At 62.5% G+C, this 26,839-nt stretch carries 26 protein-coding genes; 21 read left to right on the plus strand and 5 right to left on the minus strand.

Features of this window, described 5'->3' with window-relative positions; genetic code table 11:
- Positions 1–66: 66 nt before the first annotated feature.
- Together lepA and hemW are read left to right on the plus strand one after the other, a co-directional pair.
- Positions 67–1,920 carry a translation elongation factor 4 gene (gene lepA, locus Q4G32_RS02835; RefSeq protein WP_303349139.1) on the plus strand — a complete coding sequence of 618 codons (1,854 nt, stop codon included), beginning with the start codon at positions 67–69 and terminating at the stop codon, positions 1,918–1,920.
- A 31-nt stretch (positions 1,921–1,951) separates the two neighbouring features.
- Positions 1,952–3,196, plus strand: coding sequence for a radical SAM family heme chaperone HemW (hemW, locus tag Q4G32_RS02840; protein WP_303349140.1), 1,245 nt, complete (start codon positions 1,952–1,954; stop codon positions 3,194–3,196).
- A 34-nt stretch (positions 3,197–3,230) separates the two neighbouring features.
- Here hemW and Q4G32_RS02845 read toward each other — a convergent pair whose 3' ends face one another.
- The gene (locus Q4G32_RS02845) at positions 3,231–3,860 is read right to left on the minus strand and encodes a DUF4870 domain-containing protein (protein WP_303349141.1); all 630 of its coding nucleotides are present in this window, start codon (positions 3,858–3,860) and stop codon (positions 3,231–3,233) included.
- Positions 3,861–4,073: 213 nt separating this feature from the next.
- The gene (locus Q4G32_RS02850) at positions 4,074–4,952 is read right to left on the minus strand and encodes a DUF3097 domain-containing protein (protein ID WP_303349142.1); all 879 of its coding nucleotides are present in this window, start codon (positions 4,950–4,952) and stop codon (positions 4,074–4,076) included.
- Positions 4,953–5,090: 138 nt separating this feature from the next.
- On the opposite strand from Q4G32_RS02850, the gene hrcA reads away from it, so the two are divergent.
- The 3 genes from hrcA to Q4G32_RS02865 all read left to right on the plus strand — a co-directional run bounded on the left by hrcA (position 5,091) and on the right by Q4G32_RS02865 (position 8,129).
- Positions 5,091–6,104 (plus strand): heat-inducible transcriptional repressor HrcA, encoded by a 1,014-nt coding sequence (hrcA, locus tag Q4G32_RS02855; protein ID WP_303349143.1) that lies wholly within the window; start codon positions 5,091–5,093, stop codon positions 6,102–6,104.
- Between the two features lie 79 nt (positions 6,105–6,183).
- Positions 6,184–7,338: a molecular chaperone DnaJ gene (dnaJ, locus tag Q4G32_RS02860; protein ID WP_303349144.1), complete on the plus strand. Its 1,155-nt coding sequence runs from the start codon at positions 6,184–6,186 to the stop codon at positions 7,336–7,338.
- Positions 7,335–8,129, plus strand: a complete 795-nt coding sequence (locus tag Q4G32_RS02865; RefSeq protein WP_303349145.1) for a 16S rRNA (uracil(1498)-N(3))-methyltransferase — start codon at positions 7,335–7,337, stop codon at positions 8,127–8,129. Before dnaJ ends, Q4G32_RS02865 begins: the two co-directional genes overlap by 4 nt.
- Positions 8,130–8,135: 6 nt before the next feature.
- On the opposite strand, the gene Q4G32_RS02870 is transcribed toward Q4G32_RS02865, so the two are convergent.
- A complete protein-coding gene (locus tag Q4G32_RS02870; protein ID WP_303349146.1) occupies positions 8,136–8,756 on the minus strand; it encodes a GerMN domain-containing protein in 621 nt (206 codons plus the stop codon).
- Positions 8,757–9,052: 296 nt separating this feature from the next.
- Between Q4G32_RS02870 and Q4G32_RS02875 the strand changes: the two genes are divergently transcribed.
- The 7 genes from Q4G32_RS02875 to Q4G32_RS02905 all read left to right on the plus strand — a co-directional run bounded on the left by Q4G32_RS02875 (position 9,053) and on the right by Q4G32_RS02905 (position 17,230).
- Complete coding sequence (locus Q4G32_RS02875; RefSeq protein WP_441327449.1) at positions 9,053–10,147, plus strand: PhoH family protein; 1,095 nt, start codon at positions 9,053–9,055, stop codon at positions 10,145–10,147.
- 95 nt (positions 10,148–10,242) lie between these two features.
- Positions 10,243–10,659 (plus strand): rRNA maturation RNase YbeY, encoded by a 417-nt coding sequence (ybeY, locus tag Q4G32_RS02880; RefSeq protein ID WP_303349268.1) that lies wholly within the window; start codon positions 10,243–10,245, stop codon positions 10,657–10,659.
- Positions 10,660–10,680: 21 nt separating this feature from the next.
- Entirely contained in the window at positions 10,681–11,712 is a 1,032-nt protein-coding gene (locus Q4G32_RS02885) for a GTPase Era (protein WP_303349147.1), read from the plus strand.
- Positions 11,713–11,941: 229 nt separating this feature from the next.
- Complete coding sequence (locus Q4G32_RS02890) at positions 11,942–13,513, plus strand: LCP family protein (RefSeq protein WP_303349148.1); 1,572 nt, start codon at positions 11,942–11,944, stop codon at positions 13,511–13,513.
- Between the two features lie 288 nt (positions 13,514–13,801).
- A complete protein-coding gene (leuA, locus tag Q4G32_RS02895; RefSeq protein ID WP_303349149.1) occupies positions 13,802–15,559 on the plus strand; it encodes a 2-isopropylmalate synthase in 1,758 nt (585 codons plus the stop codon).
- Positions 15,560–15,580: 21 nt separating this feature from the next.
- Complete coding sequence (gene recO, locus Q4G32_RS02900; RefSeq protein WP_303349150.1) at positions 15,581–16,336, plus strand: DNA repair protein RecO; 756 nt, start codon at positions 15,581–15,583, stop codon at positions 16,334–16,336.
- A 6-nt stretch (positions 16,337–16,342) separates the two neighbouring features.
- Positions 16,343–17,230 carry an isoprenyl transferase gene (locus tag Q4G32_RS02905; protein WP_303349151.1) on the plus strand — a complete coding sequence of 296 codons (888 nt, stop codon included), beginning with the start codon at positions 16,343–16,345 and terminating at the stop codon, positions 17,228–17,230.
- Here Q4G32_RS02905 and Q4G32_RS02910 read toward each other — a convergent pair.
- Positions 17,197–18,183 (minus strand): alpha/beta hydrolase, encoded by a 987-nt coding sequence (locus Q4G32_RS02910; RefSeq protein WP_303349152.1) that lies wholly within the window; start codon positions 18,181–18,183, stop codon positions 17,197–17,199. The genes Q4G32_RS02905 and Q4G32_RS02910 overlap by 34 nt on opposite strands.
- 44 nt (positions 18,184–18,227) lie before the next feature.
- Between Q4G32_RS02910 and Q4G32_RS02915 the strand changes: the two genes are divergently transcribed.
- On the plus strand, positions 18,228–19,310 hold the full coding sequence (locus Q4G32_RS02915; RefSeq protein WP_303349153.1) for a quinone-dependent dihydroorotate dehydrogenase: 1,083 nt from the start codon (positions 18,228–18,230) through the stop codon (positions 19,308–19,310).
- An 85-nt stretch (positions 19,311–19,395) separates the two neighbouring features.
- Here the strand turns inward: Q4G32_RS02915 and Q4G32_RS02920 are convergent, their stop codons facing one another.
- Positions 19,396–19,998 carry a DUF3043 domain-containing protein gene (locus Q4G32_RS02920; protein ID WP_303349154.1) on the minus strand — a complete coding sequence of 201 codons (603 nt, stop codon included), beginning with the start codon at positions 19,996–19,998 and terminating at the stop codon, positions 19,396–19,398.
- Positions 19,999–20,058: 60 nt separating this feature from the next.
- On the opposite strand from Q4G32_RS02920, the gene Q4G32_RS02925 reads away from it, so the two are divergent.
- The 8 genes from Q4G32_RS02925 (at position 20,059) to hisG (ending at position 26,836) form a co-directional block, all read left to right on the plus strand.
- Positions 20,059–21,495, plus strand: coding sequence for a dipeptidase (locus tag Q4G32_RS02925; RefSeq protein ID WP_303349155.1), 1,437 nt, complete (start codon positions 20,059–20,061; stop codon positions 21,493–21,495).
- 104 nt (positions 21,496–21,599) lie between these two features.
- Complete coding sequence (locus Q4G32_RS02930; RefSeq protein ID WP_303349156.1) at positions 21,600–21,968, plus strand: HesB/IscA family protein; 369 nt, start codon at positions 21,600–21,602, stop codon at positions 21,966–21,968.
- Positions 21,969–22,232: 264 nt separating this feature from the next.
- Positions 22,233–23,150, plus strand: coding sequence for an aa3-type cytochrome oxidase subunit II (gene ctaC, locus Q4G32_RS02935; protein WP_303349157.1), 918 nt, complete (start codon positions 22,233–22,235; stop codon positions 23,148–23,150).
- 17 nt (positions 23,151–23,167) lie between these two features.
- Positions 23,168–24,871 carry an aa3-type cytochrome oxidase subunit I gene (gene ctaD / locus Q4G32_RS02940; RefSeq protein WP_303349158.1) on the plus strand — a complete coding sequence of 568 codons (1,704 nt, stop codon included), beginning with the start codon at positions 23,168–23,170 and terminating at the stop codon, positions 24,869–24,871.
- Positions 24,872–24,878: 7 nt separating this feature from the next.
- On the plus strand, positions 24,879–25,283 hold the full coding sequence (locus Q4G32_RS02945; protein WP_303349160.1) for a cytochrome c oxidase subunit 4: 405 nt from the start codon (positions 24,879–24,881) through the stop codon (positions 25,281–25,283).
- A 170-nt stretch (positions 25,284–25,453) separates the two neighbouring features.
- Positions 25,454–25,639, plus strand: coding sequence for a hypothetical protein (locus tag Q4G32_RS02950; protein WP_303349161.1), 186 nt, complete (start codon positions 25,454–25,456; stop codon positions 25,637–25,639).
- On the plus strand, positions 25,636–25,899 hold the full coding sequence (locus tag Q4G32_RS02955) for a phosphoribosyl-ATP diphosphatase (RefSeq protein WP_303349162.1): 264 nt from the start codon (positions 25,636–25,638) through the stop codon (positions 25,897–25,899). Before Q4G32_RS02950 ends, Q4G32_RS02955 begins: the two co-directional genes overlap by 4 nt.
- 91 nt (positions 25,900–25,990) lie before the next feature.
- A complete protein-coding gene (gene hisG, locus Q4G32_RS02960; protein WP_303349164.1) occupies positions 25,991–26,836 on the plus strand; it encodes an ATP phosphoribosyltransferase in 846 nt (281 codons plus the stop codon).
- Positions 26,837–26,839: the final 3 nt, after the last annotated feature.

Below are 26,839 nucleotides of genomic sequence, written 5' to 3' on the forward strand. Positions count from 1 at the left end.
CGTGGTTGCTGACTGGCGTGAGCTGAAGCATCCCCCGGAACTACCAACCGTCATGAAAGGCCCGCTGTGTCCCCACAGGCCGTAGTCCCGCCGGTGCCCTCCCGCACCGACCCGTCTTTGCTGCGCAATTTCTGCATCATCGCGCACATTGACCACGGCAAGTCCACACTGGCTGACCGGATGCTGCAGGCCACCGGGGTGGTGACCCCGCGGGAGATGAAGGCCCAGTACCTGGACCGGATGGACATTGAGCGGGAACGTGGCATCACCATCAAGTCCCAGGCCGTGCGGATGCCGTGGGGGATGGACGGCACCGATTTTGCGCTGAACATGATCGACACCCCGGGGCACGTGGACTTCACCTACGAGGTCTCACGGTCCCTGGCGGCCTGTGAAGGCGCGCTCCTTCTGGTGGATGCGGCACAGGGCATTGAGGCACAGACCCTGGCCAACTTGTATCTGGCCATGGAGAACGATCTCACCATCATCCCGGTGCTCAACAAGATTGATCTTCCCGCAGCGCAGCCGGAGAAATACGCGGAAGAACTGGGCAATTTGATCGGTGAGGATCCGCAAAATGTGCTGCGGGTCTCCGGTAAAACGGGCGAGGGCGTGGAGGCTCTGCTGGATCGGATTGTGCAGGAAATTCCATCTCCGGTGGGCAACGCCGGGGATGCCAGCCGTGCCATGATTTTCGATTCGGTGTTCGACACCTACCGCGGCGTGGTCACCTACGTGCGTGTGGTGGATGGAGATCTCAAACCGCGGGAGCGCATCAAGATGATGTCCACCGGGGCTGAGCATGAACTGCTGGAGATCGGTGTGATTTCCCCGGAGCCCAAACCAACCAAGGGGTTGGGTGTGGGAGAGGTGGGCTACCTGATCACCGGGGTGAAGGACGTCCGTCAATCGCGCGTGGGCGACACCGTGACGGCCGCCCACAAGGGCGCCACGGAGGAACTGGGCGGATACGAGGACCCCAAGCCCATGGTGTTCTCCGGGCTGTTCCCCATTGACGGTTCGGACTATCCGGCCCTGCGGGACGCTTTGGAGAAGCTGCAGCTCAACGACGCCGCCCTGGTGTGGGAGCCGGAGACCTCAGCCGCGCTGGGCTTTGGCTTCCGCTGCGGCTTCCTGGGTCTGTTGCACCTGGAAATCACCCGCGAACGGCTGGAACGCGAGTTTGATCTGGCCCTGATTTCCACCGCACCGTCGGTCTCCTACGATGTCACGCTGGAGGACGGAACTGAGACGGTGGTGACCAATCCGTCCGAGTTCCCGGAGGGCAAGATCAAGGAGATCCGCGAGCCCATGGTCTCGGCCACCATCTTGGCGCCCTCCGAGTTCGTGGGTGCCATCATGGAGCTGTGCCAATCCAAGCGGGGGCAGATGGGTGGCATGGATTACCTGTCCGAAGACCGTGTGGAGTTGCGCTATCGGTTGCCGTTGGCGGAGATCGTGCTGGATTTCTTTGACCAGCTGAAATCCCGCACCAAGGGTTACGCCTCCCTGGACTGGAAGGCCGAAGGCCAGGAGGCCGCCGATTTGGTCAAGGTGGATCTGCTGTTGCAGGGCGAGCGGGTGGATGCCTTCTCCGCCATCACCCACAAGGACAAGGCCTACTCCTACGGGGTCATGATGGCCGGAAAACTCAAGGATCTGATTCCGCGCCAACAGTTCGAGGTTCCCATTCAGGCTGCCATTGGCTCCCGCATCATTGCCCGTGAAAACATCCGGGCCATGCGCAAGGATGTGCTCTCCAAGTGCTATGGCGGTGACATCTCCCGTAAGCGCAAACTCCTGGAAAAGCAGAAGGAGGGCAAGAAGCGCATGAAGATGGTGGGCCGCGTGGAGGTACCCCAGGAAGCCTTTGTGGCTGCTTTGTCCTCGGATTCCTCCGGGGCAGAGAAGAAGAAGTAAGGCTTGGCCCGGCAGTTAAGGAGACCTGAGCGTGCCCGCTCTGCCTGACGGCGATCCCGCACCCGTGGATGGCCTGCTACCTCCCTCAGCCTTCACCACATCGGAGGAACGTGGGCTGAGTCTTTACGTTCACGTCCCCTTTTGTTCGGTGCGCTGCGGTTATTGCGATTTCAACACCTACACCGCTCTGGAGTTGGGGCGGGAGGTTTCCCAAGATTCCTATTTTCTGGATGCGCAACGCGAGATTCGGTTTGCCGGTTCCGTCCTGAAAGCGTCTGGTGGAGTGCAACGTGCCTTGTCCACGGTCTTTTTTGGTGGTGGAACGCCCACCCGTCTGGCAGCCACGGACTTGACCGCCATCCTGGCCACCGCGCGGGAGGTCTTTGGCGTCCACCCCACGGCGGAGGTCACCACGGAGGCCAACCCGGACTCCGTTTCCGCTGAAGATCTGCGTGAGCTGGCTCGGGGAGGCTTCACCCGCGTGTCCTTTGGCATGCAGTCCGCGGTTGCCCACGTACTGCGCACCCTGGACCGCACGCACAACCCCGCCAACGTGGGCAAAGCTGTGCAATGGGCCAAGGACGCGGGGCTCTCCGTGAGCGTGGACCTGATCTATGGCACACCGGGGGAGTCACTGGCCGATTGGGAGACCTCCGTGCGGGAAGCCATCTCTTACCAGCCTGATCACATCAGCGCGTATTCGCTGATCGTGGAGGATGGCACCAAGATGGCTGCTGCCGTCCGCCGTGGGGACATCCCGCCCGTGGACCCGGACGACCAGGCGGACAAATACGAACTGGCAGATGACCTCCTGGCTCAGGCCGGCTACCAGTGGTATGAAATTTCCAACTGGTCCCGGGCTGCACACGGGCGCAGCGCCGTCGAAAATCGCTCCGCCCACAATCTTGCCTATTGGCACAATCAGGACTGGTGGGGGATCGGGCCCGGTGCCCACAGCCATGTGGGCGGCGTGCGGTGGTGGAACCGCAAGCACCCCGTGCCCTACACCAATGCTGTGCGAGCAGGTCAGTCGCCCGCCGCCGGACGTGAAACCCTGGCCGTGGACACGCAGCAGTTTGAACGCATCATGCTGGAAACGCGCACGGTTGACGGGTTACCGATCAGTGCGTTGGACGCCCCGGCACGCCAGGAAGTGGCGGGCCTGGTGGCGGAAGGGCTGATTGACGGGAAGCAGGCCATCCGCGGGCGAGTGGTGTTGACCCGCCCTGGGCGACTGCTGGGGGACGCAGTGGTGAGGCGATTACTGCCGCAGTGACGCCGCTGCGCTCCAGGATCACTGCGCTCCAGGGTCACTGATCCTTGGGCCGCACGCTGACAATCTCACCGGTGGCCGTCATGGGACCGGAAGACATCCGTGCCGCCTTGCGCTCGGCACGGCGCCTGGTCAGCAGATCGTACAGGTACGTGTTGAAGCGGTAGACAAAGGGCCGTCCCTTGTTGACCACGATGGCACCTTGGAGGGAACACACGGCCAGGAACAGCCAGGTGGCAGCGCCAACCAAAGCGAAGATCCAGCCCACGTACGGCACAAAAGCCAACAGAGCGCAGACCAGGATGACCAAGCTGGGGGCCAAGGTGAAGTTGGCAGCTTCCAGGGACTCCTGCTCGGTGAAACGGGCACGCCCGCGCGACCACCGGTGAATCACGATGGCGGGCAGACATCCGGCAATGCCCAGCATGTGCGCCAAGGTGGCCGTCTGTTGGTCCTCAGACACGCTCACGGGGCGGGGCCGCGCGGAAATTCCCTCAAATGGTGTCCCTTGGGGGGTGCCCGGGGCGCCTGCGGTGCTGGAGGACTCGGGCGGGGTCACTGAATCCGCCTCGCGGGTGGTCTCAGCGGCGGGGGAGGTCTCAGCGTCCACGTTGCGGGCGGAGTCGTCCTCGTCGGGTCGCCGGCTGCTGTTGGTCGAAACGGCCACGGTCTACCTTTGTGATCAAGACCGCACAGGGTGTGCGGTCACTTGGTCTGAGTTGGGCTGCCACCGCTCACCTGGTCACCCGGGGTGGGTAAAACCACACCCTGGTTGGCGGACATTGATTCAGACCGGCTCAGGTTTTCTGAGTCGGCCGACTCAGATTGCCGACCTTGATTGCAGTGACCGGAGGAAGCAGCACCATGGTCAGGGCAGAGTTTACCCGCCGGAAGTGCCATTGCCGGGCACGGTGACAAAATCAATGAGTTCTTCAACCCGCCCCAGTAGTTGCGGTTCCAGATCTGCATAGGTTTCTACCCGGGAAAGAATATGACTCCAGGCTTTACCGGTGTCTTCAGCGCTGGCAGATGGCCACCCCAGCCCCCGGCAGATACCCGTTTTCCAATCAGTTCCGCGGGGGACCTGCGGCCAGGCAGCAATCCCCAGAACAGATGGTTTCACCGCCTGCCAGATGTCAATGTAGGGATGGCCCAGGATCAGGACATTGCCCGGTGCTGCGGGAACTTTCATGGCCTCGGCGGCAATCCTGGATTCTTTGGAACCCGCCACCAGGTGGTCCACCAGAATGCCCAATCTGCGGGTTGGGCCTGGCTGAAACTCCCTGATGGCTGCAGCTAGATCATCCACGCCGTGCAGGGGCTCCACCACAATTCCCTCCACGGCCAGGTCATGACCCCAGACTTTGGCCACCAGTTCGGCGTCGTGTTTGCCTTCCACCCAAATCCGGGAGGCTTGCGCCGTGCGCGCGCGGAAACCCTCCACCTCCACGGAACCTGAACGGGTGCGCTGAGGGGCAGCCGGAGCCGCAGCCCGCCGCGGTTCCGCCGCGATCACAGGCTGGCCTTCAAAAAGGAACCCGGGGCCCAGGGGGAAGGCCCGGATCTTGCCGCGACGGTCCTCCAAACTCAGGACCCGCATCCCACCAATGGTTTCCAGACCAACGACGGCGCCCACCCACCCGGAGGAGATTTCCTCCAGGACCATTCCCCTGGCCACGGGCAAGCTCTTGGCTTGTGGGCCCCGACGTTGCCGATTCAGGTCCTCCAGGCTGGTGGGCCCCCACGCAGAATTGGACATGACGCTCCTGGTTGAAGTGATGGTGCTTGCGGGTGCTGGCCCGCGAATCAGCCGCGAGCGTATCAAGCGGGCGCAGCCCGGTCCCCGAATGACCTGTCCCGTTAGACTCTTGGGCGGAATCCAGCAGAGGAGGGAGCCATGGATCACCCGCGTCGCCAGCAAGTGCTGCAAGCGATAGTGGAGGACTATGTCCATTCCCGCGAGCCCGTTGGCTCTCAAGCTCTTGTGGAACGCCATCACTTGGGGGTTTCCTCCGCCACGGTCCGCAATGACATGGGCGTGCTGGAGGAAGAGGGACTGATCATGGCCCCGCACACCAGCGCGGGGCGGATTCCCACGGAAAAGGGTTACCGCACGTTCGTGGACCAGATCACCTCCCTCAAACCGCTCACGCCGCCGCAACGCCGCGCCATCCGAACGCTGTTGGAGGGGGCTGAGGACATCGACGACGTCATGGAGCGTTCCGTGCGTCTCTTGGCTCAGCTGACGCATCAGGTGGCCGTGGTGCAGTATCCGGTCAGTGCCACCATCACCATTCGGCACGTGGAGTTGGTGCGGATGGACTCCCACCACGTTCTGGTGGTGTTGATCCCCACTGATGGGCGGGTGTCACAACGAACCATCACGGTGCCCCAGCCCGTGGATGATCACGTGGTGATGGATGCGCGTAAGCGTGTCTTGGCTGCGGTGGGTGCCAGAGCCGTGGTGGAAGCGGCACCGCTGCTGGGAGCCAGTGCCGTGAACGCTCCGGCCGAACAGCGGCCCGTACTCTTGGCCGTGGCGGAGGCCCTGCACGTGCTGGCGGCCTCCAGCTCGGAGCAGCGCATGGTGATGGCCGGAACAGCCAACCTTGCGCAGTCCACGGGCGATTTTGCTCGTACAATCGGGCCGGTGCTGGAAGCCCTGGAGGAACAGGTGGCTCTGCTCAGACTGCTGTCTGAGATGCAGCAGGACGAACGCGGAATTGCCGTGCGCATCGGTGCCGAGGACTCCTCGGACCCCCTGATGGAAACTTCCGTGGTGGCCACGGGTTACGGACCGCAGGAATCGGCCAAGCTGGGCGTCCTGGGGCCAACACGGATGGATTACCCCCACACCATGGCGGCCGTACGCGCGGTGGCCCGCTACCTCTCGCGGCTGTTGGATTCTTAGGTCATCCGGCTTCCGGGGCCGCGCGCCGGTAGCCTGACTGATGCAGAAATTACTGTCACACACGGAAATGGACTAATCGTTGAGCGATCACTACCAGACACTGGGCGTCTCCCGGGATGCTAGCGCTGAGGAGATCAAGAGGGCTTACCGCAAGAAAGCCCGGACCCTGCACCCTGACGTGAATCCTTCACCGGAGGCTGCGGAAGAGTTCAAACGTGTGGCTCACGCCAACGATGTCCTCTCCGATCCGGAAAAACGCCGGATTTATGACGCCACCGGAGATGAAAACGGTCAGGCCGGTTTTGGCGGCGGCTTTGGTGGTGGTGGCGGATTCGGTGGCTTTGGTGACATCTTTGACGCCTTCTTCCAGGGTGCCGGTGGTCAACAGGGCCCCAAATCCCGGACCCGGCAGGGGCAGGACGCCCTCATCACGGAACGGATCTCCTTGCAGGAGGCCGTATTCGGGACAGACAAGCGGATCACGGTGGACACCGCCGTGACCTGCCCGGAGTGCCAAGGAACGTGCTGTCAGCCGGGCACCCACCCGGAACAGTGCACGGTCTGTGGCGGTGCGGGTCAGGTGCGGCAGCCCATTCGCTCCCCGCTGGGCACCGTGATGACCGTGGCTCCGTGCCATGCGTGCGAAGGTTTCGGCAGCGTGATCAAGAGCCCGTGCCAGGAATGTCACGGACAGGGCCGCGTGCGGGACAAGCGTCAGCTCAACGTCAAGATCCCGGCTGGGGTGCGCACCGGAACCCGCATCAGGCTTTCCGGTCAAGGGGAAGCGGGCACTGCCGGTGGACCCAACGGGGATCTGTACGTGGAAACCCGCGTGCAGAGCGACCCCACCTTCCGCCGTGACGGTGACGACCTCCACATGGTGGTTCGAGTTCCCATGGTGGCTGCCAGCCTGGGCACCACCTTGAAGGTGGACACCTTTGACGGCCCGCAGGAAATCGCGGTGGAGCCCGGAACTCAATCTGGACAGACCCGGGTGGTGCACGGCTTGGGTTCGGGTAAACTCAACAGCCGTGATGGCGCCCGCGGCAACCTGGTGGTGCACCTGGAGGTGGAAACCCCCACTCACCTGGATGACCGGCAGCGTGATCTCTTGCGGGAACTCGCGCAGTTGCGTGGTGAGGACCAGCACACGGGTACGGCGGTGAGCACCACCGCGGAACGCGGCCAGGGTGGCTTCTTCTCCCGCTTGCGGGATCGGTTTGCTGAATCGTGAGCCTGCCGGTTTTCCACGCGGAAGACCCCGCGCTGGCCACCTACACGGCGGGGGATCACTTCCTGCTGACCGGTGCTGAGGCTCGCCACGCCGCCACCGTTCGGAGGCTGGGCCGCGGTGAACTCCTGGACGTGGTGGACGGAGCCGGCACTCGGGTGACGGCGGAGGTTGAAGCAGCCTCCAAAGACAGCCTGAACCTCACGGTGCGCGCCACGCATCACGCAGACCCACCGGCCGTTCGGTTCACCCTGGTTCAAGCCCTGGCCAAGGGGGACCGTGACCTCCAGGCCGTGGAAGCCTGCACGGAACTGGGGATCAACGACGTCGTCGCCTGGCAGGCCGAGCGTTCCGTTGCCCGATTCCGCCCGGAGCGTCAGCACAAGCAACTCGAAAAGTGGCAGAACACCATCACGTCCGCTGCCAAACAGTCGCGGCGCAGCCTGTGGCCCGTGCTGCACGAGCCCGTGGACACGGCGGGACTCCTCCGGCTGGTGGAGTCCTCCCCGCAGACTCAGTGGTGGGTGCTGCACGAACAAGCTGAAATCAGCCTGGTGGCTGGTTTGCGTGCGCAGCCGGCAGAGGGTGCAGAGGCCGGTCACGCGGGGACTCGTGGGCTCACCGACATCGCCGTGGTGGTGGGTCCAGAAGGTGGCATCAGCGAGGCGGAGCTGGAAGGGCTGACCGCTCGGGGTGCCCGGGCTGCTGTACTGGGGCCGGAAGTCCTGCGCAGCTCCACGGCGGGGGCCGCCGCTGTGGCCCTTCTGAATGTGGTCACGGGCCGCTGGGACTGACGGAGACTACAGGGCAGCTGTATCCGCTGTGATCTTCTCCGGCAGGGTGTAGGAACCGAAGATCTCCTGCTGCGGGGTGCCGTCAATCAAGATCCGCACGGTCGGCTGAGCCTCAGTGCTCAACAAGCCGGAATCCTGTGCAGCGGCCACCACGGTGTGCACCAACTGCTGAGTGGCCAACTCGGCGCGGTCCGCATCAAGATGACGGGCGACCACGCTGGAGGGTAGATCCACGGTGATGACTCCCCGGGTGAAGGAAGTTCCCACGCGGGTCACCGGCGTCCACAGCGTGCTCTGTGCGGTGTCGGCCGGGCGGGTCTGCGTCATGGCCAGAACTGCCGATTCAATGGGATCTGCGGTAGTGGAGGAACTGACCCGAACGGAGTCCCGGACCAGCTGGTGGTCCGTGTTTCCAGCCGCCACCCAGTACACAGTCACCGTGGATTCAGCTGCCTGAGCAGTACCCGTGGAGGGGGAGTCCAGGTTGACAGTGTCTGCGGCGCTGGGCTGAACGGATCCGTTGGAGGGACTACACGCCACCAGGGTGAGGACAGTGGCAAGACCCACCCCCACGGCGGTTCGCACACCGCGTTGACCTGGGGTGTGATGCTTGATGGATCGCGGCACGCTGTCCTCCTTCCAAACGGTGAGTTGCGGTCAGTTGCCCAGAGTGTTCCCGTGGTTTTCAAGTACTTTCCGGTCCACAAGTTACTGACCGGTTCCGTACACGGCGCACTACACAACCACAAGGCAGCGTCACCGCGCAGCTGTTCGGCCGGCCTCACGGCAGACCGATACCAAATCGGAATCTTTTGCACCGGCGGTACGCTGGACCCAGCACATCGGCCACAGTCGTCGGCCATCACTGAGGGCAACGCGTCCCTCACCCACGGAAAGCGAGAACTGGCCACAGCGCCGTCGCCATGCAAGACCCCACTGCACCGTCCACCCGCACCGTCCCGGAGTCAGATTCCGCCCGCAGCACCAAGTCCCAGCGGGATCGCCGCGTCATGACTTTTGCCGACCGCGAAACCATGGTCCGCTGCCTGGGCCAAGGTGATGCCGCCCTGACGCAAATTGAACTGGCCCGCCCGGGCACCAAACTCTTTGCCAAGGACCTCCAGGTGGTGGTTGAAGGCAAGGAGGAGGACGCCGCCGTCGTGGTGGCTCTGCTGGCGGAACTGCAAGCGCTGGCCCGTAAAGGCACGCTGGTCACGCCCCAGGTGATCGCCCAGCTGCTGGGGATCCTGGCTCGTGATGCTGCCGCAAGGCCGTCTGCGGCACTGAATCAGGACATTCTCTCCTCCCGCGGGCGAACCATTCGTCCCAAAACCGTCAATCAGAAGCTCTACACGGATGCCATTGACCAGAACACCATTGTGTTCGGGATTGGCCCGGCGGGTACGGGCAAAACGTATTTGGCCATGGCCAAAGCGGTGCAAGCGTTGCAGGCCAAGGAGGTCTCCCGGATCATCCTGACCCGCCCCGCGGTCGAGGCCGGCGAGCGGTTGGGGTTCCTTCCGGGCACCCTCACGGACAAGATCGACCCTTATCTGCGCCCGCTCTACGACGCGTTGCACGACATGCTGGATCCAGAGACCATCCCCAAGCTCATGGAGGCCGGAACCATTGAGGTGGCTCCGCTGGCGTACATGCGCGGGCGCACGCTCAATGAGGCATTCATCATTCTGGATGAAGCCCAGAACACCACGCCGGAACAGATGAAGATGTTTCTGACTCGGTTGGGTTTCGGCTCCAAGATTGTGGTGACGGGGGACGTCACGCAGGTGGATCTGCCCGGTGGCACGTCCTCCGGTCTGCGTCAGGTCCAGCACATTCTGCGCGGCGTTGAGGACATAGCCTTCCCCACGTTGAGCAGCGAGGACGTGGTACGCCATGAGCTGGTGGGCAAGATCGTGGATGCTTACGGGCATTTTGATGCCACCAACCGTGTGCGCGATGAACGCCGCAAGCAGCAGCGCGCAGCAGGCCCACAACCGGAAAGCCCCAGCCCGTGAACATTGACATTGATCTCCAGCACCAGCCGGGTCAACTACCCCCGGATCAGCAGCAGGATGCCGCAGCGTGGGAGGCCTACGTACCGGATCGCCAGCTGGAGCTGATGCGCTACTGCTTCACACAGTTGCATCTGGCTGATTCCGTGGAACTTTCGGTGGCTGTGGTGGATGAAATGGAAATGGCGCGGCTGCACGTGGAATGGATGGATCTGCCCGGGCCCACGGATGTGATGTCCTTTCCCATGGATGAATTGCAGGCCGGAAGTGCCGATCAGCCCACGGAGGGCACGCTGGGGGACATTGTGCTCTGCCCGCCGGTGGCCGCCCGGCAAGCCTTGGCCGCAGGCCACTCCACCGAGGACGAGTTCTTTCTGCTGACCGTGCACGGGATTCTTCATCTGCTGGGCCACGATCACCAGGACGACGACGAGCGCGAAGTCATGTTCCGTGTGCAGCGTGATCTGCTGAGCGGATTCTTGGGCCGACCGGCACCGATCGAGACGATGCAGTAATTCAACCGAAAGGAGCCCACCGTGGGTGCCGATTTCTTGGCTGCCGACTCAAATTTCCGTGCGGGCTTTGCCGTACTGGTAGGCCGCCCCAACGCGGGTAAGTCCACGTTGACCAATGCGTTGGTGGGGGAGAAGGTGGCCATCACCTCCAACCGTCCGCAAACCACGCGCCACACCATCCGCGGAATTGTGCATCGCCCCGATGGCCAGCTGGTGCTGGTGGACACTCCCGGGGTTCACCGTCCGCGCACTCTGCTGGGCGAACGCCTCAATGATCTGGTGGCGGAGACTTTGAGTGAAGTGGATGTCCTGGGGCTGTGCATCCCAGCCAATGAGAAAATTGGTCCCGGAGACAAATACGTGGCCGAACAACTGGCTCAAACGGGCGGCCGTCCCATTGTGGCCATTGTGACCAAGGCCGATACGGTGTCGCGGCAGCAGCTGACCGAACAGCTGTTGGCCGTTGAGGCCCTGGGGCGGGAGGTGCTGACGGCCGAGTTCGTGGAGACCGAACGGCGCAAGGGAGTCCGCGCTGAGAAAAAGGGCAAAACCTACCAGGCCAAGCCGACGCCGTCGGACCTGGGGTTCACGGATGTGATTCCGGTCAGCGCCGTGGACGGTTTCCAGGTGGAGGCTCTGGCAGCACTCTTGATCTCCCACATGCCCGTCTCCCCACCTCTGTACCCGGATGGCGAACTCACCGATGAACCCGAGCTGACCATGATTGCCGAGTTGGTGCGCGAAGCTGCCTTGGAAGGGGTGCGGGATGAACTGCCACATTCCTTGGCGGCTGTCTGTGAGGAGATGGTGGCGCGTGAAGACCGCCCGGAAGATGACCCCATGATGGATGTTCACGTCTCCCTGTACGTGGAGCGGCCCTCCCAGAAAGCCATTGTGATTGGCAAAGGTGGTGCGCGGTTGAGAGAAATTGGGGCGACCGCCCGCCAACAGATCGAGAAGATGCTGGGCACCAAGGTCTACCTGGACCTGCACGTCAAGGTGGCCAAGGAGTGGCAACGGGACCCCCGCCAGCTCTCCCGATTGGGCTTCTGAGACGCCACCACAACGCACTCACACCGTGTAACAGCTTGTTGATACGTGACCACCATCATGCGTAATCCCAAAGATGGCCTGTAGTCTGCCGGGAGTTCAAGCACAGCGTGCACCCGGTTGCGGTGTGGGGCCCGGGGGCGCGTAATCTCTTGGTTCAAACCTCTGTGAGTACTGTTTCATCTGTAGGCCGCAGATCAACGTGCGGCCGTAACCCACTGGAGCTCTATTCGTGAAGCACAACACCCCAACCGGTGAGCGCACCCAGTGGGCGGACACCCGCCAAGCGGGGCGGCACTGGAGCGCACAAGCTGGGCGGAGCCGCGCCATGCGCTGGGCGCTGATCAGCTTGGCCATGGGCTTGGCCGTGGTGTTGGTGGTTGGCGGCTTGGGGGTCTACCGGCTGCAACAGAACTTGATGACCAGTCCGCTGAATCTGGGCAATGACCAGAGCACGGATGACGGCCCCATGGACATTTTGATCATGGGCTCGGACACGCGCCAGGGTGAAGGCAACGAACAGTACGGTGACGTTGAGTACGGCAACGGAGATGGCCGAACGGACGTCATGATGCTGCTGCACATCTCCGAAAACCGGGACAACGTCACGGTGGTCTCGTTCCAGCGGGACCTGATCGTGGACATTCCCGAATGCACTGACCCCACAACCGGCGAGGTCTACGAGGCCGTCGACAACGCCATGTTGAACACCGCCGCAGAAAATGGCGGACCCGGCTGCACCGTGGCCACCATCAATCAGATGACCGGTCTGAGCATTGACCACTTCATGCTGGCCGATTTCAACGCAGTCACGGAGCTCTCCCGCACCGTTGGCGGCGTGGAAGTCTGCGTGAATCAGGCCGTGGACGATCCCAAGTCCGGTCTGGAACTACCAGCAGGTGTCTCCACCATCGAAGGTGAGCAGGCTCTTGCGTTCCTGCGTTCGCGCGCGGCCTTCGGCGATGGCGGAGACGAATCTCGGATCCGGTCCCAGCAGCAGTTCATGGCCTCCCTGGCACGCAAAGTCAAGGAAGAGGGCACGCTGACCAACCCGGGCAAGCTCTATGAGATTGCCGATGTGATGACCAGCAACCTTCACGTGGACGAGGATCTGGGCAACATCACCAGGATTGTCAGCATTGCCGGCATGATGTCCGGGGTGGATCTGGCCAATGTGGTGTTTGTTGCCGCGCCCAGTGAGGTGTACCCGTTGGATCCCAACAGGTTGCAGTTGGCCGAGCCCCAAGCTGAAGAGCTGTTTCACATTCTGCGCGCGGACGGGTCTTTGACCGATGAGGCTCAGATCTCTGCCGACGCCACGGATTCCGCAACGCAGTCCACGGACGCGGCCACCGACTCCGCCACGGGTTCCGCAGTGGAGGGGGCCCAGCCGGAGTCCACGCAGGATGCTGCCGCCTCAGACGAGTCCTCAGTGCTGTTGTTCAACCCGGCTGACATTCCCATTGAGGTGGTGGATGCCTCCGACACCTCCGGGCGCGCCAAGGAACTGATGAAGGTCCTTGCGGATGCTGACTACACGCAGACCACGGAGGGGGAGAAGTCCCAGGAGATTCTGCCCGGTACCCAGATTCTCTACGGTCCCGGGTGGCTTTCGGCAGCCAAGCAGGTGGCTGACGAGCTGGGCATTCCGGAGAGCCAATTGGTGGCAGCAGGTGATCCTGACACCACGGTGCAGCTGGTGATCGGTGAGGATTTCACCTCCGGGGATCGCATGGAGATGGACAGCTCCGTGCCGCAAGGACTCTCCGGCCAAACGGCCGAGCAGTTCACCTGCCAACAGTGAGTTGTGGCTGTAACAGAGGCCACCAAGTGATAGTTTTCAGACATGCGCACGGCCCACTTGCTTCTGCTTAGGTGCCGCAGCGGGTCCTGACAGCCACCATTGTGGGCCGGACTCCCGTTGCGGTGTTTGTGGTGCCCGGCCCGTCACAGGTGACCCAACCAACCCCCATGTATGCCTCCGGTAACGTCTTGAATCCGGGTGCTCTTCTGGGTAACCCCGCGTATTCGCCGGGAAGTTGCGGTTGCCGTGACGCCTTTTTGGGAATCAGGAAAGAACAGGTCTTTCGCCATGCACAGCTCATCTTCCACCAATCGTCAGCAGCCCTCCGGCATGCCCGTCCACAAGTACGTTCCCTACCACCAGCAGTTGCCGTTCGATCTCACGGACCGCACGTGGCCGGACAGAGTCATCACACACGCACCGCGCTGGTGTGCAGTGGACCTGCGCGATGGCAACCAAGCGCTGATCGACCCCATGGACTCCAACCGCAAACTGCGGATGTTCGAGTTGCTGGTGAACATGGGCTACAAGGAGATCGAGGTGGGATTCCCCTCCGCCTCCCAGACAGACTTTGATTTTGTGCGGCGTCTGATTGAGGAGGATCGTGTCCCGGAGGATGTCTCCATCCAGGTCTTGACCCAGTCCCGGGAGCATCTGATCGAACGAACCTTTGAGGCGATCGACGGCGCCCCGCAGGCGATCGTGCACCTCTACAACTCCACCTCCGTACTGCAGCGCAAGGTGGTGTTCCGGGAGGATCAGGACGGCATTGTTGACATCGCGTTGACCGGGGCGCGGCTGTGCATGAAGTACGAAGAACAGCTGAAATCCACCCGTGTCACCTACGAGTATTCGCCGGAATCATTCACGGGCACCGAGGTGGAATTTGCGGCCCGGATTGCCAATGAGGTTGCGGAGACCTTTGAGATTGGTCCAGGCCGGGAAATGATCCTGAATCTGCCCGCCACCGTGGAGATGGCAACCCCCAATGTGTACGCGGATTCCATTGAGTGGATGACGCGTAACCTCTACAACCGTGACGCCACCGTTCTCTCCCTGCACCCGCACAATGACCGCGGTACGGGTGTTGCCGCCGCTGAGTTGGGCTACCTGGCCGGTGCCGACCGCATTGAAGGCTGCCTGTTCGGAAACGGCGAACGCACGGGCAATGTGGATTTGGTGACCCTTGGCTTGAATCTGCTGACTCAGGGCGTGGATCCTCAGATCGACTTCTCCAACATTGACGAAATTCGCCGGACCGTGGAGCACTGCAATCAGCTGCCCGTTCCGGAACGCTCGCCTTACGGGGGTGACCTGGTGTTCACAGCGTTCTCGGGTTCCCACCAGGACGCCATCAAAAAGGGCTTTGAGGCCATGGAGGTGGATGCTCAGGCGCAGGGCAAGAGCACGGAAGAGTTGGTGTGGGCGGTTCCCTACCTGCCGATTGATCCCAAGGATCTGGGCCGTAGCTATGAAGCCGTGATCCGGGTGAATTCCCAGTCGGGCAAGGGCGGAGTGGCTTACCTCTTGAAGGCGGACCACGGCTTGGATCTGCCGCGCCGTGCGCAGATCGAGTTTTCGGCCGTCGTGCAGAAGCACACGGAAACCGTCGGCACCGAGGTTTCCGGTGCACAGCTCTGGGACATTTTCCAAGACGAGTATCTGCCGGCTGACAGTTCAGGACAGCGCTGGGGCCGTTACCGGGTGAGCACCATCAGCACCACTTCAGAGGCTGACGGGGACACTCGCCTGGAGATCGGATTGGAGATTGACGGGCACACGGTGGAACGCACCGGCTCCGGCAACGGTCCCATTGATGCCATGATTCGCCTGTTCCAGAGCGAGGGCATTGATTTGCGGCTCTTGGACTACACGGAGCACACGCTCTCCGCCGCGGCGGATGCTCAGGCAGCCTCCTACGTTGAACTGGCAGTCGGCGAACGGGTGCTCTGGGGCGCCGGTATCGACTCCTCCACCACCCGTTCGTCGCTGAAGGCCATTGTGTCCGCAGTGAACCGTGCCGTGCGGGACGCCCAGCGGGCCTGATCGCGGGCAGGAGCACCACACATGCCACGTGCAACATCGTTCGCCTCCAAGTCCTACCGGGACACCGGGGTGGTCCTGCGGACCTACCCGTTGGGGGAGGCGGACCGGATTGTGGTGCTCCTGACCCGTGACCACGGGCAGGTGCGGGCCGTTGCCAAGGGAATCCGCCGTACCACGTCCCGGTTTGGATCTCGCCTGGAGCCCTTCAACGTCTCGGATTTACAGCTGGTCCACGGGCGTAACCTGGACATTGTCTCCCAGGCCGTGGGCCGCAAGGGGTGGGCTTCTCCGATCGCTGCGGACTACGCAAAGTTCACCGCGGCGGCCGCCATTGTGGAGGCAGCAGAAAACATCACCGAAAACGACGACGACGAATCCGGCCAGCACTATCTCCTGGTTGTCGGAGCACTTTCTGCCTTGGCACGGGGCTTGCACGATCCCGCCGCCATTCTGGACTCCTACCTGATGCGCGCGGTCTCCGTGGCGGGCTGGGCGCCGTCGTTCACGGACTGCGCGCGGTGCGGAGAACCGGGCCCCCACCGTGCGTTCAGCGCGGAACTGGGCGGCGTGGTGTGCGCCAACTGCAGGCCGCCAGGAGCACTGGCACCTGATGCGGCCACCCTGGAATACCTGGAAGCCCTGGTGACCGGGCGTTGGGAGCACGTGGATCAAGCCCCGCCACGTGTGGCCCGGGCTGCCGCAGGACTGGTGAGCAGCTACGTCCAGTTCCACCTGGAGAAGACCGTGCGCGCCCTGGCCTTGGTTGAAAGGAACTGAACGCTCATGACTCGATTTGCGCCACCACCGCCTCACCCCAGTGGAGCTCAGGCACCGGCCATTCCCCGCAGGTTTCTGCCGCGCCACGTGGCTGTGGTCATGGACGGCAACGGTCGCTGGGCCAATGAACGCGGCCTGACCCGCAATGAAGGCCACCGCGCCGGGGAACGCGCGCTCGTGGACGTGGTCGCGGGGGCCATCGAGCTGGGCATACCGTATGTCTCCGCCTATGCTTTTTCCACGGAGAATTGGAAGCGCTCGCCCGCAGAAGTCAGTTTCATCATGAACTTCACGGCGGAGGTGATGGAGCGGCAGTTGGCCACCTTCCACGAATGGGGAGTGCGGATTCGATGGGCCGGTAGGCGTCCGCGGCTGTGGCGATCCGTGATTGACCGGCTGGAGACCGCCGAACGTGAGACCGCCGATCACAATGTCACCACGTTGACCATGTGCGTCAACTACGGTGGGCGGGCCGAAATCGCCGATGCCGCTGCCGCCATTGCGCGGGACGCCGTCGCGGGCAAGATCAATCCCAAGAAGGTGGATGAGAGTACCGTCCAGGCGTATCTGGATGAGCCTGATCTTCCAGATGTGGACCTCTTTCTACGCTCTTCCGGTGAGCAACGGCTGTCCAACTTCCTGCTGTGGCAATCGGCCTACGCAGAAATGGTGTTCCAGGATGTCCTGTGGCCAGATGTTGACCGGCGGACGCTGTGGGAGGCGGTTGAACAGTACGCGCGGAGGGATCGTCGCTACGGCGGGGCCATCGACCGACCCAATACCGCAGAGCAACCGAGTACTGCAGCTCAGCCCAATCTGGGTGCCCAGGCCAATACGCCAGCTCAGCCCAATACTGCAGCTCAGGCCAACGGCAATTCGGAGAGCCAGGCCTGAAGGTCGGCAAAGGCTCGGCCACGGATGGATGGGGCGGAGCGGTGTACGTCGTGGATGGCACCGGGGTAGCTGATCACGGTGGGGGTGCGGCTCAGCAGGCCGATGCGGCGTCGTATGGCTCGGACGTCCAAAACGGTGTCTGCTGCGTGCATGCGGTCATCCCACCACGGCACCAACAAACTCCTGGAGGAGATCTGCAGTAGAACCGGTGCCCCCACGCCTTGCCCGGTCCGGCCCAGTTCCAGGAGGCGCAGACGAGCACGGGCGGTGGAGGCCAGCAGGTTCATCGTGATGGGAAACGAGTTCTTGGGCCGCCACCTGGGATCCACTTGCCAGGAACCTTCCCGGTCGGCCGAAAGCGTGCGGTGGTAGTTGGTGTTCACGGGTACAGGGATCCGGCGATCTTGCCAGGCTTTTGGCATCACGTGGGCGACTGCGCGGATCACGTTGTCCAACCAGGCGAATCCTTGCGGTGCAATCCAGGGCGTGGCCAACGCCAAGCCTGCAACCTGCCCGGGTTGCTCCATGAGCAAGAGGGACATGGCCAACCCGCCTGTGGAGTGGGCTATCACCACCAGGTGATCGGGGTCTGAGGGGGCGCCGTCCTGTTCCATGGCTGTTCTGGCGGCCTGGAAGTCCTCTGCGTATTCGTTGAGGTCATCGGCCATTCCGGGAATCTGCCCGGTGGCCAGAATGGAATCGGTGAGATTTCGACCGTAGCCGTGGAAGTCCAAGGCGTAGAAGTGGTATCCGGCAGCGGCCACATGGCGGGCCAGTTCAGGGTTGGCAAAGTAGTCCGACCATCCGTGGACGTAGAGCACCGAGCCCCGTACGGGTGCGCTGGGGCCCGGGTTGTAGCGGACCAGGGAGATCGTGGTGTGAACTCCACGACCGCTCACGGCAACTTGGTGCACGCTGAAATCCGGGCCAAGGACGTCCTCAGTCCACTCCACGTGGCCGCCACCCTTCACACATTCGTCCGTGGGACACTGCTGTCATGCGCTTCTACCCTACGTTCTTCAAGGTTGGCTTTTCCTGGATGGATCCGGAACGTGCACATCACCTGGGCTTTGCGGGCATCAAGTTGTGCAGGAAGACGGGGACCTCCCGGCTACTGCGGCGCTTCACCGCCGCCCGGCCGGAGGATGCAGTGGAGTTGATGGGGCTGCGCTTTCCATCCCGTTTTGGTTTGGCCGCAGGTTTTGACAAGGGCGCCACGGGTATCCCCGCACTGGCTGACCTCGGATTCGGGCACGTGGAAATCGGAACCGTCACGGGGCAGGCGCAGCCGGGCAACCCTGCACCGCGCTTGTTCCGTCTGGTGGCTGACCGCGCCGTGATCAACAGGATGGGATTCAACAACGACGGCGCCGTCGTCGTCGCCCCCCGCGTCCGCCGTGCACGAGCAGAACTGGAGCGTGATTGGTCCGGCCGCCCGCGACCGATCATTGGAGTCAACATCGGCAAGACCAAGGCGGTGGAGCTCTCTGCAGCCGTGGACGACTACCGGCGCTCAACCCGCGAACTGGCACCCCACGCGGATTATCTGGTGGTCAATGTGTCCTCGCCGAACACCCCGGGGCTGCGCGAACTTCAGGCTGTTGAGTCGCTGCGCCCCATTCTGACGGCCGTGCGCGAAGTCGCTGATCAGGTTGCCCCCCGGCATCTCCCGCTGCTGGTCAAGATTGCCCCTGACTTGGCGGATGAGGACATTCGCGCCGTGGGGGATCTGGCGTTAGAATGCGGACTGGACGGGATTGTGGCCACCAACACCACCATTGCGCGTGACGGGCTGGGTCTGCAGACCCCTCCAGCGGAGGTGGAGGCCTGCGGGGCTGGGGGATTGTCCGGGGCACCGCTGCGGAAACGATCCTTGGAGGTCATCCGGCTGCTGCGCTCACATGTGGGATCAGGGCTGACCATCATCGGTGTGGGTGGTGTGACAACGGCAGCGGATGCCCGGGCGGCGCTGGATGCCGGCGCTGACCTGGTCCAGGGCTACACCGCGTTTCTGTACGAAGGTCCGTTCTGGGCAGCGCGCGTGATCAAAGGACTGCGCAGAACCTCCCCATCAACGTGAGTTCACCGCTTGTTGTTGAGACCACCGGCTACAGGCGGTGCTCTCAACAACAAGCGGTGAACTCACGAAGGAGGGCGGAAAAATCTCAGACCGGACGGCGCCCACGGCCCACGCGGGGGCGGGGCATCCGGGTGGAACGCCAGTTGATGCTGCGGGTCAGTGCATAGAAACCGGTGCCGGATTGGACGTCCCCAAACTTCTTGCGAACCGCCCGCTTGACGCTGAACACCAGGAACACGGAGTCCAAAACCACCACGATCAGCAGGGCATAGAACATGGCCATCACAATCTCCTGCATCCCGGTGGGGATCAGCATGAAGATCAGCGCCAGAATGGCAATGGGCATCAGCAGTTCGGCCATGCAGAACCGGGAGTCCACCCAGTCGCGGACATATGAGCGTTGGGGGCCACGGTCACGCACGGGTAGGTAGCGCTCATCACCGGAGGCCATGCGCTGCTGGACGTGAAGTCGCTGTTCACGGCGGGTCTGCCGATCAGCCACCTTGGCAGCCTTGCGATCCTTGGGGACCAAAGGCTGGTGGCGGGCCGCTTCCTGCTGGCGACGGCTGGGAGTGGGGCGCCCCTTGCCCTGGGTGACACCCGGCCGAGTGGCGGCAGCCTCATCCGTCACAGCCTGGGTTTCCGGCTGCGAATCGGCGGTCTCAGTCTTCTTGTTACGTCCAAACACCCGCCCAAGAATACCGGAGTTTGTGGGGCCACTGTGCGCATGACTGTCTAAGCTCGGGCCATGACCACTACGAACCATGACCGCAGTTCAGCTTCCGAACCAGTCGATGCTTCCCGGGGTGTGGACGTGGACCCAGACCTGGATCACTTCCGGTCCGTGACCGACACACACTTCCCAGCAATCGTTGCGGATCTCAAAGACCTGGTGGCCATCCCCGGATTGGCCTGGGAGGCCTTTGACCCGGCTGAGCTTGAACGTAGCGCCCAAGCGGTGGCAGCGCTCTTGCGCGGCGAAGGCTTCCAGGACGTTGAGGTGCTGCCGGCGGACGGCCATTCAGCTCACCCGGCAGTGATCGCACGCCGCGCCGCTGCGCCGGGGCAACCCACTGTGCTGCTGTACGCCCATCACGATGTTCAACCTCCCGGTGAGATTGAATCTTGGGACTCCGATCCCTTCACAGCGGTGGAGCGTGACGGCCGCCTCTATGGACGCGGAGCCGCTGATGACAAAGCGGGGATTATGGCCCACGTGGGCGCCATCCGGGTGGTGCAGGAGATCCTGGGCCCGGACCACGGGCTGGGGATCACCGTGTTCATTGAAGGGGAAGAGGAGGCCGGTTCGCCCCACTTTGCCCAGTTCTTGGCGGCGCACAAGGAGAAGTTGGCAGCGGATGCCATTGTGATCGCAGACTCCGCCAACTGGGAGGTGGGTTCCCCCACCCTGACCACCGGCTTGCGGGGCGTGGTCTCCGCAGAGGTCACCGTCACGGCGCTGGATCACGCGCTGCACTCGGGTGGCTATGGCGGTCCCATCCTGGACGGCCCCACGTTGCTTGCTCGGTTGATCGCAACCCTGCATGACAACGATGGCGCAGTGGCGGTGGCCGGCCTCCAGCACGCGGCTGAGCCGACGGTGGATTATCCGGAAGATCAGTTCCGTGCAGATGCCGGGTTGCTCGACGGTGTCCAGCTGGCCGGACGCGGCAGTATCGCCTCCAGATTGTGGACTCAGCCTGCCATTTCCGTGACCGGGGTGGATGCCACTGCGGTCAGGGTGGCTTCCAACACCATCGCACCGTCCGCCAGGGCCAAGTTGTCCTTGCGAATCGCCCCGGGGGAGGACCCCGTGGTTGCCGCTGAGCTGCTGACAGATCACCTGAAGTCTCACGCGCCGTTCGGGGCTCACGTGGAGGTCACAATCGGTGAACTGGGAGCCCCGTTCGCCACGGACACCACCTCCGATGCTGCGCAGCACATGCTCTGGGCTCTGGCTCAATCCTGGGGCAAGCAGCCGCTGGAGGCAGGGATGGGTGGTTCCATCCCGTTCACGGCGCACCTCAAGGAGGCCTACCCGCAGGCCACCATTCTGATCACGGGCGTGGAAGATCCGGATACCCGTGCTCACGGGATCAACGAATCACTACATCTGGAGGACTTCCGTCACGTCATTCTGGCGGAGGCTTTGTGGCTGGCTCGGTTGGCTCAGGACCGGGCGTAGGGTGGAAACCGGGAATGAATCGCGGTCTGAGACGGTTCGCAGGATAGAGAACCGCGGGGCCGTCCAACGGGAACCGCTTGGACATTGGACAAGGAGAGCACGGTATGAGCGTCACCACTGAAACTGTCAGCACGGAAGAGCTGCCCACGCACGGGGTGAATCTGACCGACATTGCTGCCCAGAAGGTCAACTCGCTGTTGGAACAGGAAGGACGCACCGACCTCCGCTTGCGCGTGGCCGTGCAGCCCGGTGGTTGTTCTGGATTGATCTACCAGCTCTACTTTGACGAGCGGGTGCTGGACGGGGATGCGGTCAAGGACTTTGATGGAGTTGAGGTGATCGTGGACAAGATGTCCGTGCCCTACCTGGAAGGCTCCACCATTGATTTTGAGGACACCATCCAAAAGCAGGGTTTTTCCATCGACAACCCCAATGCTCAGGGCTCCTGCGCCTGCGGTGACTCCTTCCACTGAGGTGGTGTGAACCACCGGTGGCCACAGGTTGCCAAGGTTCAATCGCTGCCATCAAGATCCCCGCACACCCATCAGGTGTGCGGGGATCTTTGCTGTCGTTTGTGAGGGCAGGTATGGCTGGCCCCACGGGGGACACACTGACTGACACAGTGTCAGCACAGCACCAGCACAGGGGGTAAGCTCGGACAAGACACAGCATGCCCTGGACCGGAGCCGTCCCATTCTCCGCGTCGGGCGCACCACCAAAAAGAGGAAGGGCCGTCTGTGAGTTCGCACTCCCGAACCGACAGCCGTCGCACCAGGACTTTGAAGCTAAGCGGCCTGGGTGCCGTTGCGGTCCTGGCCTTAACGGGCTGCACGCAAGAAGTCCGCAACGGCTGGATGCCGATTGGGGATTCAGCACCCACTGACAACGCGCAGAGCATTCTTGATCTGTGGGTGGGGTCCTGGATTGCCGCTCTTGCGGTTGGCCTTGTGGCCTGGGGCTTGATGCTGTGGTGCATGGTGGCCTACCGCCGTCGTAAGAATGAGGTTGGTTACCCCCGCCAGGTGGCCTACCACCTGCCGCTGGAGATCTTCTACACAATCGTGCCGATCGCCCTGATCGTCTCCCTGTTCTTCTACTCTGAGCGCGCTCTTGCCCAGATCATTCCCAGGTACGACAACCCCGACACCACCATTCAGGTGGTCGGCAAGCAGTGGGCTTGGGACTTCAACTACGTTGACGACGACGTCTACTACTCCGGCACCCAGGCACAGCTGAACACCGATGGCTCCGAAGGTGTTGAGGAAACGCTGCCCACCCTCTACCTGCCGGTGGACAGCGATGTTGAGATCCAGGTTGCCTCCCGCGACGTCATCCACTCCTTCTGGGTTCCGGCCTTCCTGGAGAAGATCGACATGATCCCCAACCGCACCAACTACATGAGCATCCACACCGAGCGTGAGGGTACCTTCCAGGGCAAGTGCGCCGAACTGTGTGGCGAATACCACTCGGAAATGCTCTTCAATGTTGAGGTGGTCTCCCAGGCGGAGTACGACCGCCAAATGCAGCTGCTGCGCGATCAGGGCAACACCGGGCAGTTGGGTACCGAATACGGGCGCAACGTGAACCTGGATGAAAACGGGCCGGTCATGTTGGACAACCCTGTTGGCTCCAGCTATGACGAAGACAACAACTGAGAGGGGCTGGCACAAAGATGACAACTCTTGAGTACTCAGCCGATGACGCTGCATCTGCTGCACCGCGTGTGGTGCCCCGATCCAAGGGCAAAATCGTCGTCGACTGGTTGACTTCCACCGACCACAAGACCATCGGGTACATGTACCTGATCTCTGCCTTCGTGTTCTTCTGCGTGGGCGGTGTTATGGCGCTGCTGATTCGCGCCGAATTGTTTGCTCCGGGCATGCAGATCCTGGAGACCAAAGAGCAGTACAACCAGCTGTTCACCATGCACGGCACCATCATGCTGCTGATGTTCGGTACCCCGTTCTTTGTGGGACTGGCCAACGTGATTGTGCCCCTGCAGATCGGTGCTCCGGATGTGGCCTTCCCGCGGTTGAACGCGCTGGCCTTCTGGTTCTTCCTGTTCGGCTCCCTGGTGGCCATGGCGGGCTTCCTGACCCCGCAAGGTGCCGCTTCCTTCGGCTGGTTTGCCTACGCGCCCCTGAACTCCACCACGTTCTCACCGGGAGTGGGTGGTGACCTATGGGTGTTCGGCCTGGCCTTGCAGGGCTTTGGCACCATCATGGGTGGCGTCAACTTCATCACCACCATTCTGTGCATGCGGGCACCCGGCATGACCATGTGGCGTATGCCGGTGTTCGTGTGGACCACGCTCATCACGGCTCTGCTGATCATCATGATCTTCCCGCCGCTGGCAGCCGCGCTGTTCGCCTTGGGGATGGACCGCCGCCTGGGCGGGCACATATTCGACGCCGAAGCCGGGGGTGCCATTCTGTGGCAGCACCTGTTCTGGTTCTTCGGGCACCCGGAGGTTTACGTCCTGGCCCTGCCGTTCTTCGGCATCATTTCCGAGATCCTGCCGGTGTTCTCCCGTAAGCCGCTGTTCGGCTACAAGGGTCTGGTGTTTGCAACCATTGCCATTGCGGCCCTCTCCGTCACCGTGTGGGCCCACCACATGTACGTGACTGGGTCCGTGCTGCTGGGCTTCTTCTCCTTCATGACCATGATGATCGCCGTGCCCACTGGCGTGAAATTCTTCAACTGGATTGGCACCATGTGGCAAGGGTCGCTGACCTTTGAGACGCCCATGCTGTGGGTTCTGGGCTTCATGTTCACCTTCCTGTTCGGCGGTGTGACTGGCGTGATCCTGGCTACTCCTCCTCTGGACTTCCACGTCTCGGACACCTACTTTGTGGTGGCACACTTCCACTACGTGCTCTTTGGCACGCTGGTGTTCGGCATGTTCGCAGCCCTGTACTTCTGGTGGCCCAAGTTCACCGGCAAGATGCTCAACGAACGTATCGGCAAGGTCCACTTCTGGATTCTGTTCGTGGGCTTCCACATGACCTTCTTGATCCAGCACTGGCTGGGTGTGATCGGCATGCCGCGTCGCTACGCCGACTACATGCCGGAGGACGGATTCGCCTGGATGAATGAGGTCTCCACCATCGGAGCCATGCTGCTGGCTGTGTCCATGATCCCGTGGTTCTGGAACGTCTACACCACGCACAAGAACGCGCCCAAGGTTGAAGTGGACGATCCCTGGGGCTTCGGTGGCTCCTTGGAGTGGGCGACTTCCTGCCCGCCTCCGCGGCACAACTTTGTGTCCTTGCCGCGTATCCGTTCGGAGCGTCCGGCACTGGACCTGCACCACCCTGAGTTGGCCAAGGGCTCACCTCAGCAGTCCATGACCACCCACGCAGGCATGAAGGGTTGATCCACGCATGAAGGCAACTATCTACTCGCTGTGGATCGTCGGCATCTTCGTGATGGGTGCTGGCATTGTGTACGGCTTTGTGACCAGCTTCAACGAATGGGTTGGTTTCCCGGCGCTGCTGGCCACCGCGGCCATGTGTTTCATGCTGGCCGTGTATTTCATGCTGGTGCTGCGCTCCACCAAAGCACTTCTCCCGGAAGATGATCTGGAGGGGGAGATTGCTCAGGCCGCAGGCGATTACGGGCACTTCTCTCCGTGGAGCTGGTGGCCCCTGTTGATCGGCGGTGCCTGCACCATCCTGGTCCTTGGTCTGGCCATTGCCTGGTGGATTGTGGCACTGGCCGTACCGCTTGCCATCCTGGGCTTGTTGGGACTGGTGTACGAATACAGCACGGGAGAGCACGCCCACTGATCGGCATGTTTCCCGACATGAAGATCCCCGCGTACCGCAAGGTGCGTGGGGATCTTCTCTGTGCCCAGACTGGCGTAGGGTGGTGGCGCCCAAGGCTTGCAACAGGACATTCACAGGGATTCACAGTGTCCTGGGGGAAGCCGGATGCAGTCTGAGAGAGGAACCACACAGTGTCCAAGTCCGTGTTTTACATCCTGCTGGCTGCGGGGGTGGTCCTGATCGTTGTGGGGATGTGGCTGGTGGCAGGCAGCGGCTCCAACCTGTTGGGCTGGGGTGCCGTGGTGGTGGGGCTGCTGACCCTGGGTGCCCCTGCGGTTTCTTGGAGGTCCACCGACCCCGATAAGGTGGACCCGTGAAAACTTTTGAGCAGCTTTTTGCCGAGATCACGCAGAAGGCCCATTCACGCCCTGATGGCTCATCCACGGTTGCTGAACTGGATCGCGGTGTCCACGGAATCGGCAAGAAGGTGGTTGAGGAAGCCGCTGAAGTGTGGATGGCCTGCGAATACGAGACCTCGGAAGAAGCCGCGGAGGAAATCTCCCAGCTGCTCTATCACCTGCAAGTCATGATGGTGGCCAAGGGGCTGACTCTTGAGGATGTCTACCGCCACTTGTGATGACCGGAGCGGGTTGAGAGTGCGTCCAGCACCCGTTTATTTGCCTGTCCCCCCGCGGTGACGGGCGCCAACTTGAGGAACAGAAACTCGAATGCTGCGTGTTGCCATTCCCAACAAGGGAGCCCTGTCCGAAGCCTCCACCACCATGCTGCGTGAAGCCGGTTACCGGCAGCGGCGTGACTCTCGTGAACTGGTGCTGGTCGATCCGGAGAATCAGGTGGAGTTCTTCTACCTGCGCCCACGCGATATTGCCGTTTATGTGGGCGGTGATGTGCTGGACGTGGGGATCACCGGTCGTGATCTGCTGCTTGATTCTGCCGCACACGCGGATGAGGACCTTGCCTTGGACTTTGCTCGGTCCACGTTCCGCTTTGCCGGTCCGCACGGTGTTTTCACTGATCTCAGTGACCTCAACGGGAAGCGCATTGCCACCAGCTACGCCGGATTGCTGCGTTCCTATTTGCAAGAACAGAATGTTGCCGCGGAGGTGGTGCGCCTGGACGGCGCCGTTGAGTCCTCCATCCGTCTGGGCGTGGCGGATGCCATTGCCGATGTGGTGGAGACAGGCAATACGTTGCGCGCTGCCGGATTGGAAGTTTTTGGCGATCCGATCATGAAGTCGGAGGCGCTGCTGATCCGCTCCCGCCATGAAGTGGAGCCGGACGGATTGGCGGTGCTTCGGCGTCGTTTGCAGGGTGTTCTGGTGGCACGCCAGTACGTGATGATCGACTACGACGTCGCGGAAGAACACCTGGAGGCCACCACTGCCATCACTCCGGGGATGCAGGGTCCCACCATCTCCCCGCTGGGGCACGGCAATTCGATGGCCGTGCGCGCCATGGTGCGCCGGGCGGATACCAACAAGGTGATGGATGCCCTCTATGCCGCGGGCGCCCGCGCCATTCTGGTGTCGCCCATTCATGCCGCTCGAATCTGATCG

The organism is Kocuria sp. (assembly GCF_030538595.1).
In the GTDB taxonomy this organism is placed as follows: domain Bacteria; phylum Actinomycetota; class Actinomycetes; order Actinomycetales; family Micrococcaceae; genus Kocuria.

Excerpts from the sequence above, each read along its gene's own strand:
- Q4G32_RS02850 (WP_303349142.1), bottom strand. The coding sequence starts at position 4,952 with ATGTCCAATTCTGCGTGGGGGCCCACCAGCCTGGAGGACCTGAATCGG.
- hrcA (WP_303349143.1), top strand. The coding sequence starts at position 5,091 with ATGGATCACCCGCGTCGCCAGCAAGTGCTGCAAGCGATAGTGGAGGAC.
- Q4G32_RS02875 (WP_441327449.1), top strand. The coding sequence starts at position 9,053 with ATGCAAGACCCCACTGCACCGTCCACCCGCACCGTCCCGGAGTCAGAT.
- leuA (WP_303349149.1), top strand. The coding sequence starts at position 13,802 with ATGCACAGCTCATCTTCCACCAATCGTCAGCAGCCCTCCGGCATGCCC.
- recO (WP_303349150.1), top strand. The coding sequence starts at position 15,581 with ATGCCACGTGCAACATCGTTCGCCTCCAAGTCCTACCGGGACACCGGG.
- Q4G32_RS02905 (WP_303349151.1), top strand. The coding sequence starts at position 16,343 with ATGACTCGATTTGCGCCACCACCGCCTCACCCCAGTGGAGCTCAGGCA.
- Q4G32_RS02915 (WP_303349153.1), top strand. The coding sequence starts at position 18,228 with ATGCGCTTCTACCCTACGTTCTTCAAGGTTGGCTTTTCCTGGATGGAT.
- Q4G32_RS02925 (WP_303349155.1), top strand. The coding sequence starts at position 20,059 with ATGACCACTACGAACCATGACCGCAGTTCAGCTTCCGAACCAGTCGAT.
- Q4G32_RS02930 (WP_303349156.1), top strand. The coding sequence starts at position 21,600 with ATGAGCGTCACCACTGAAACTGTCAGCACGGAAGAGCTGCCCACGCAC.
- ctaD (WP_303349158.1), top strand. The coding sequence starts at position 23,168 with ATGACAACTCTTGAGTACTCAGCCGATGACGCTGCATCTGCTGCACCG.
- Q4G32_RS02945 (WP_303349160.1), top strand. The coding sequence starts at position 24,879 with ATGAAGGCAACTATCTACTCGCTGTGGATCGTCGGCATCTTCGTGATG.
- hisG (WP_303349164.1), top strand. The coding sequence starts at position 25,991 with ATGCTGCGTGTTGCCATTCCCAACAAGGGAGCCCTGTCCGAAGCCTCC.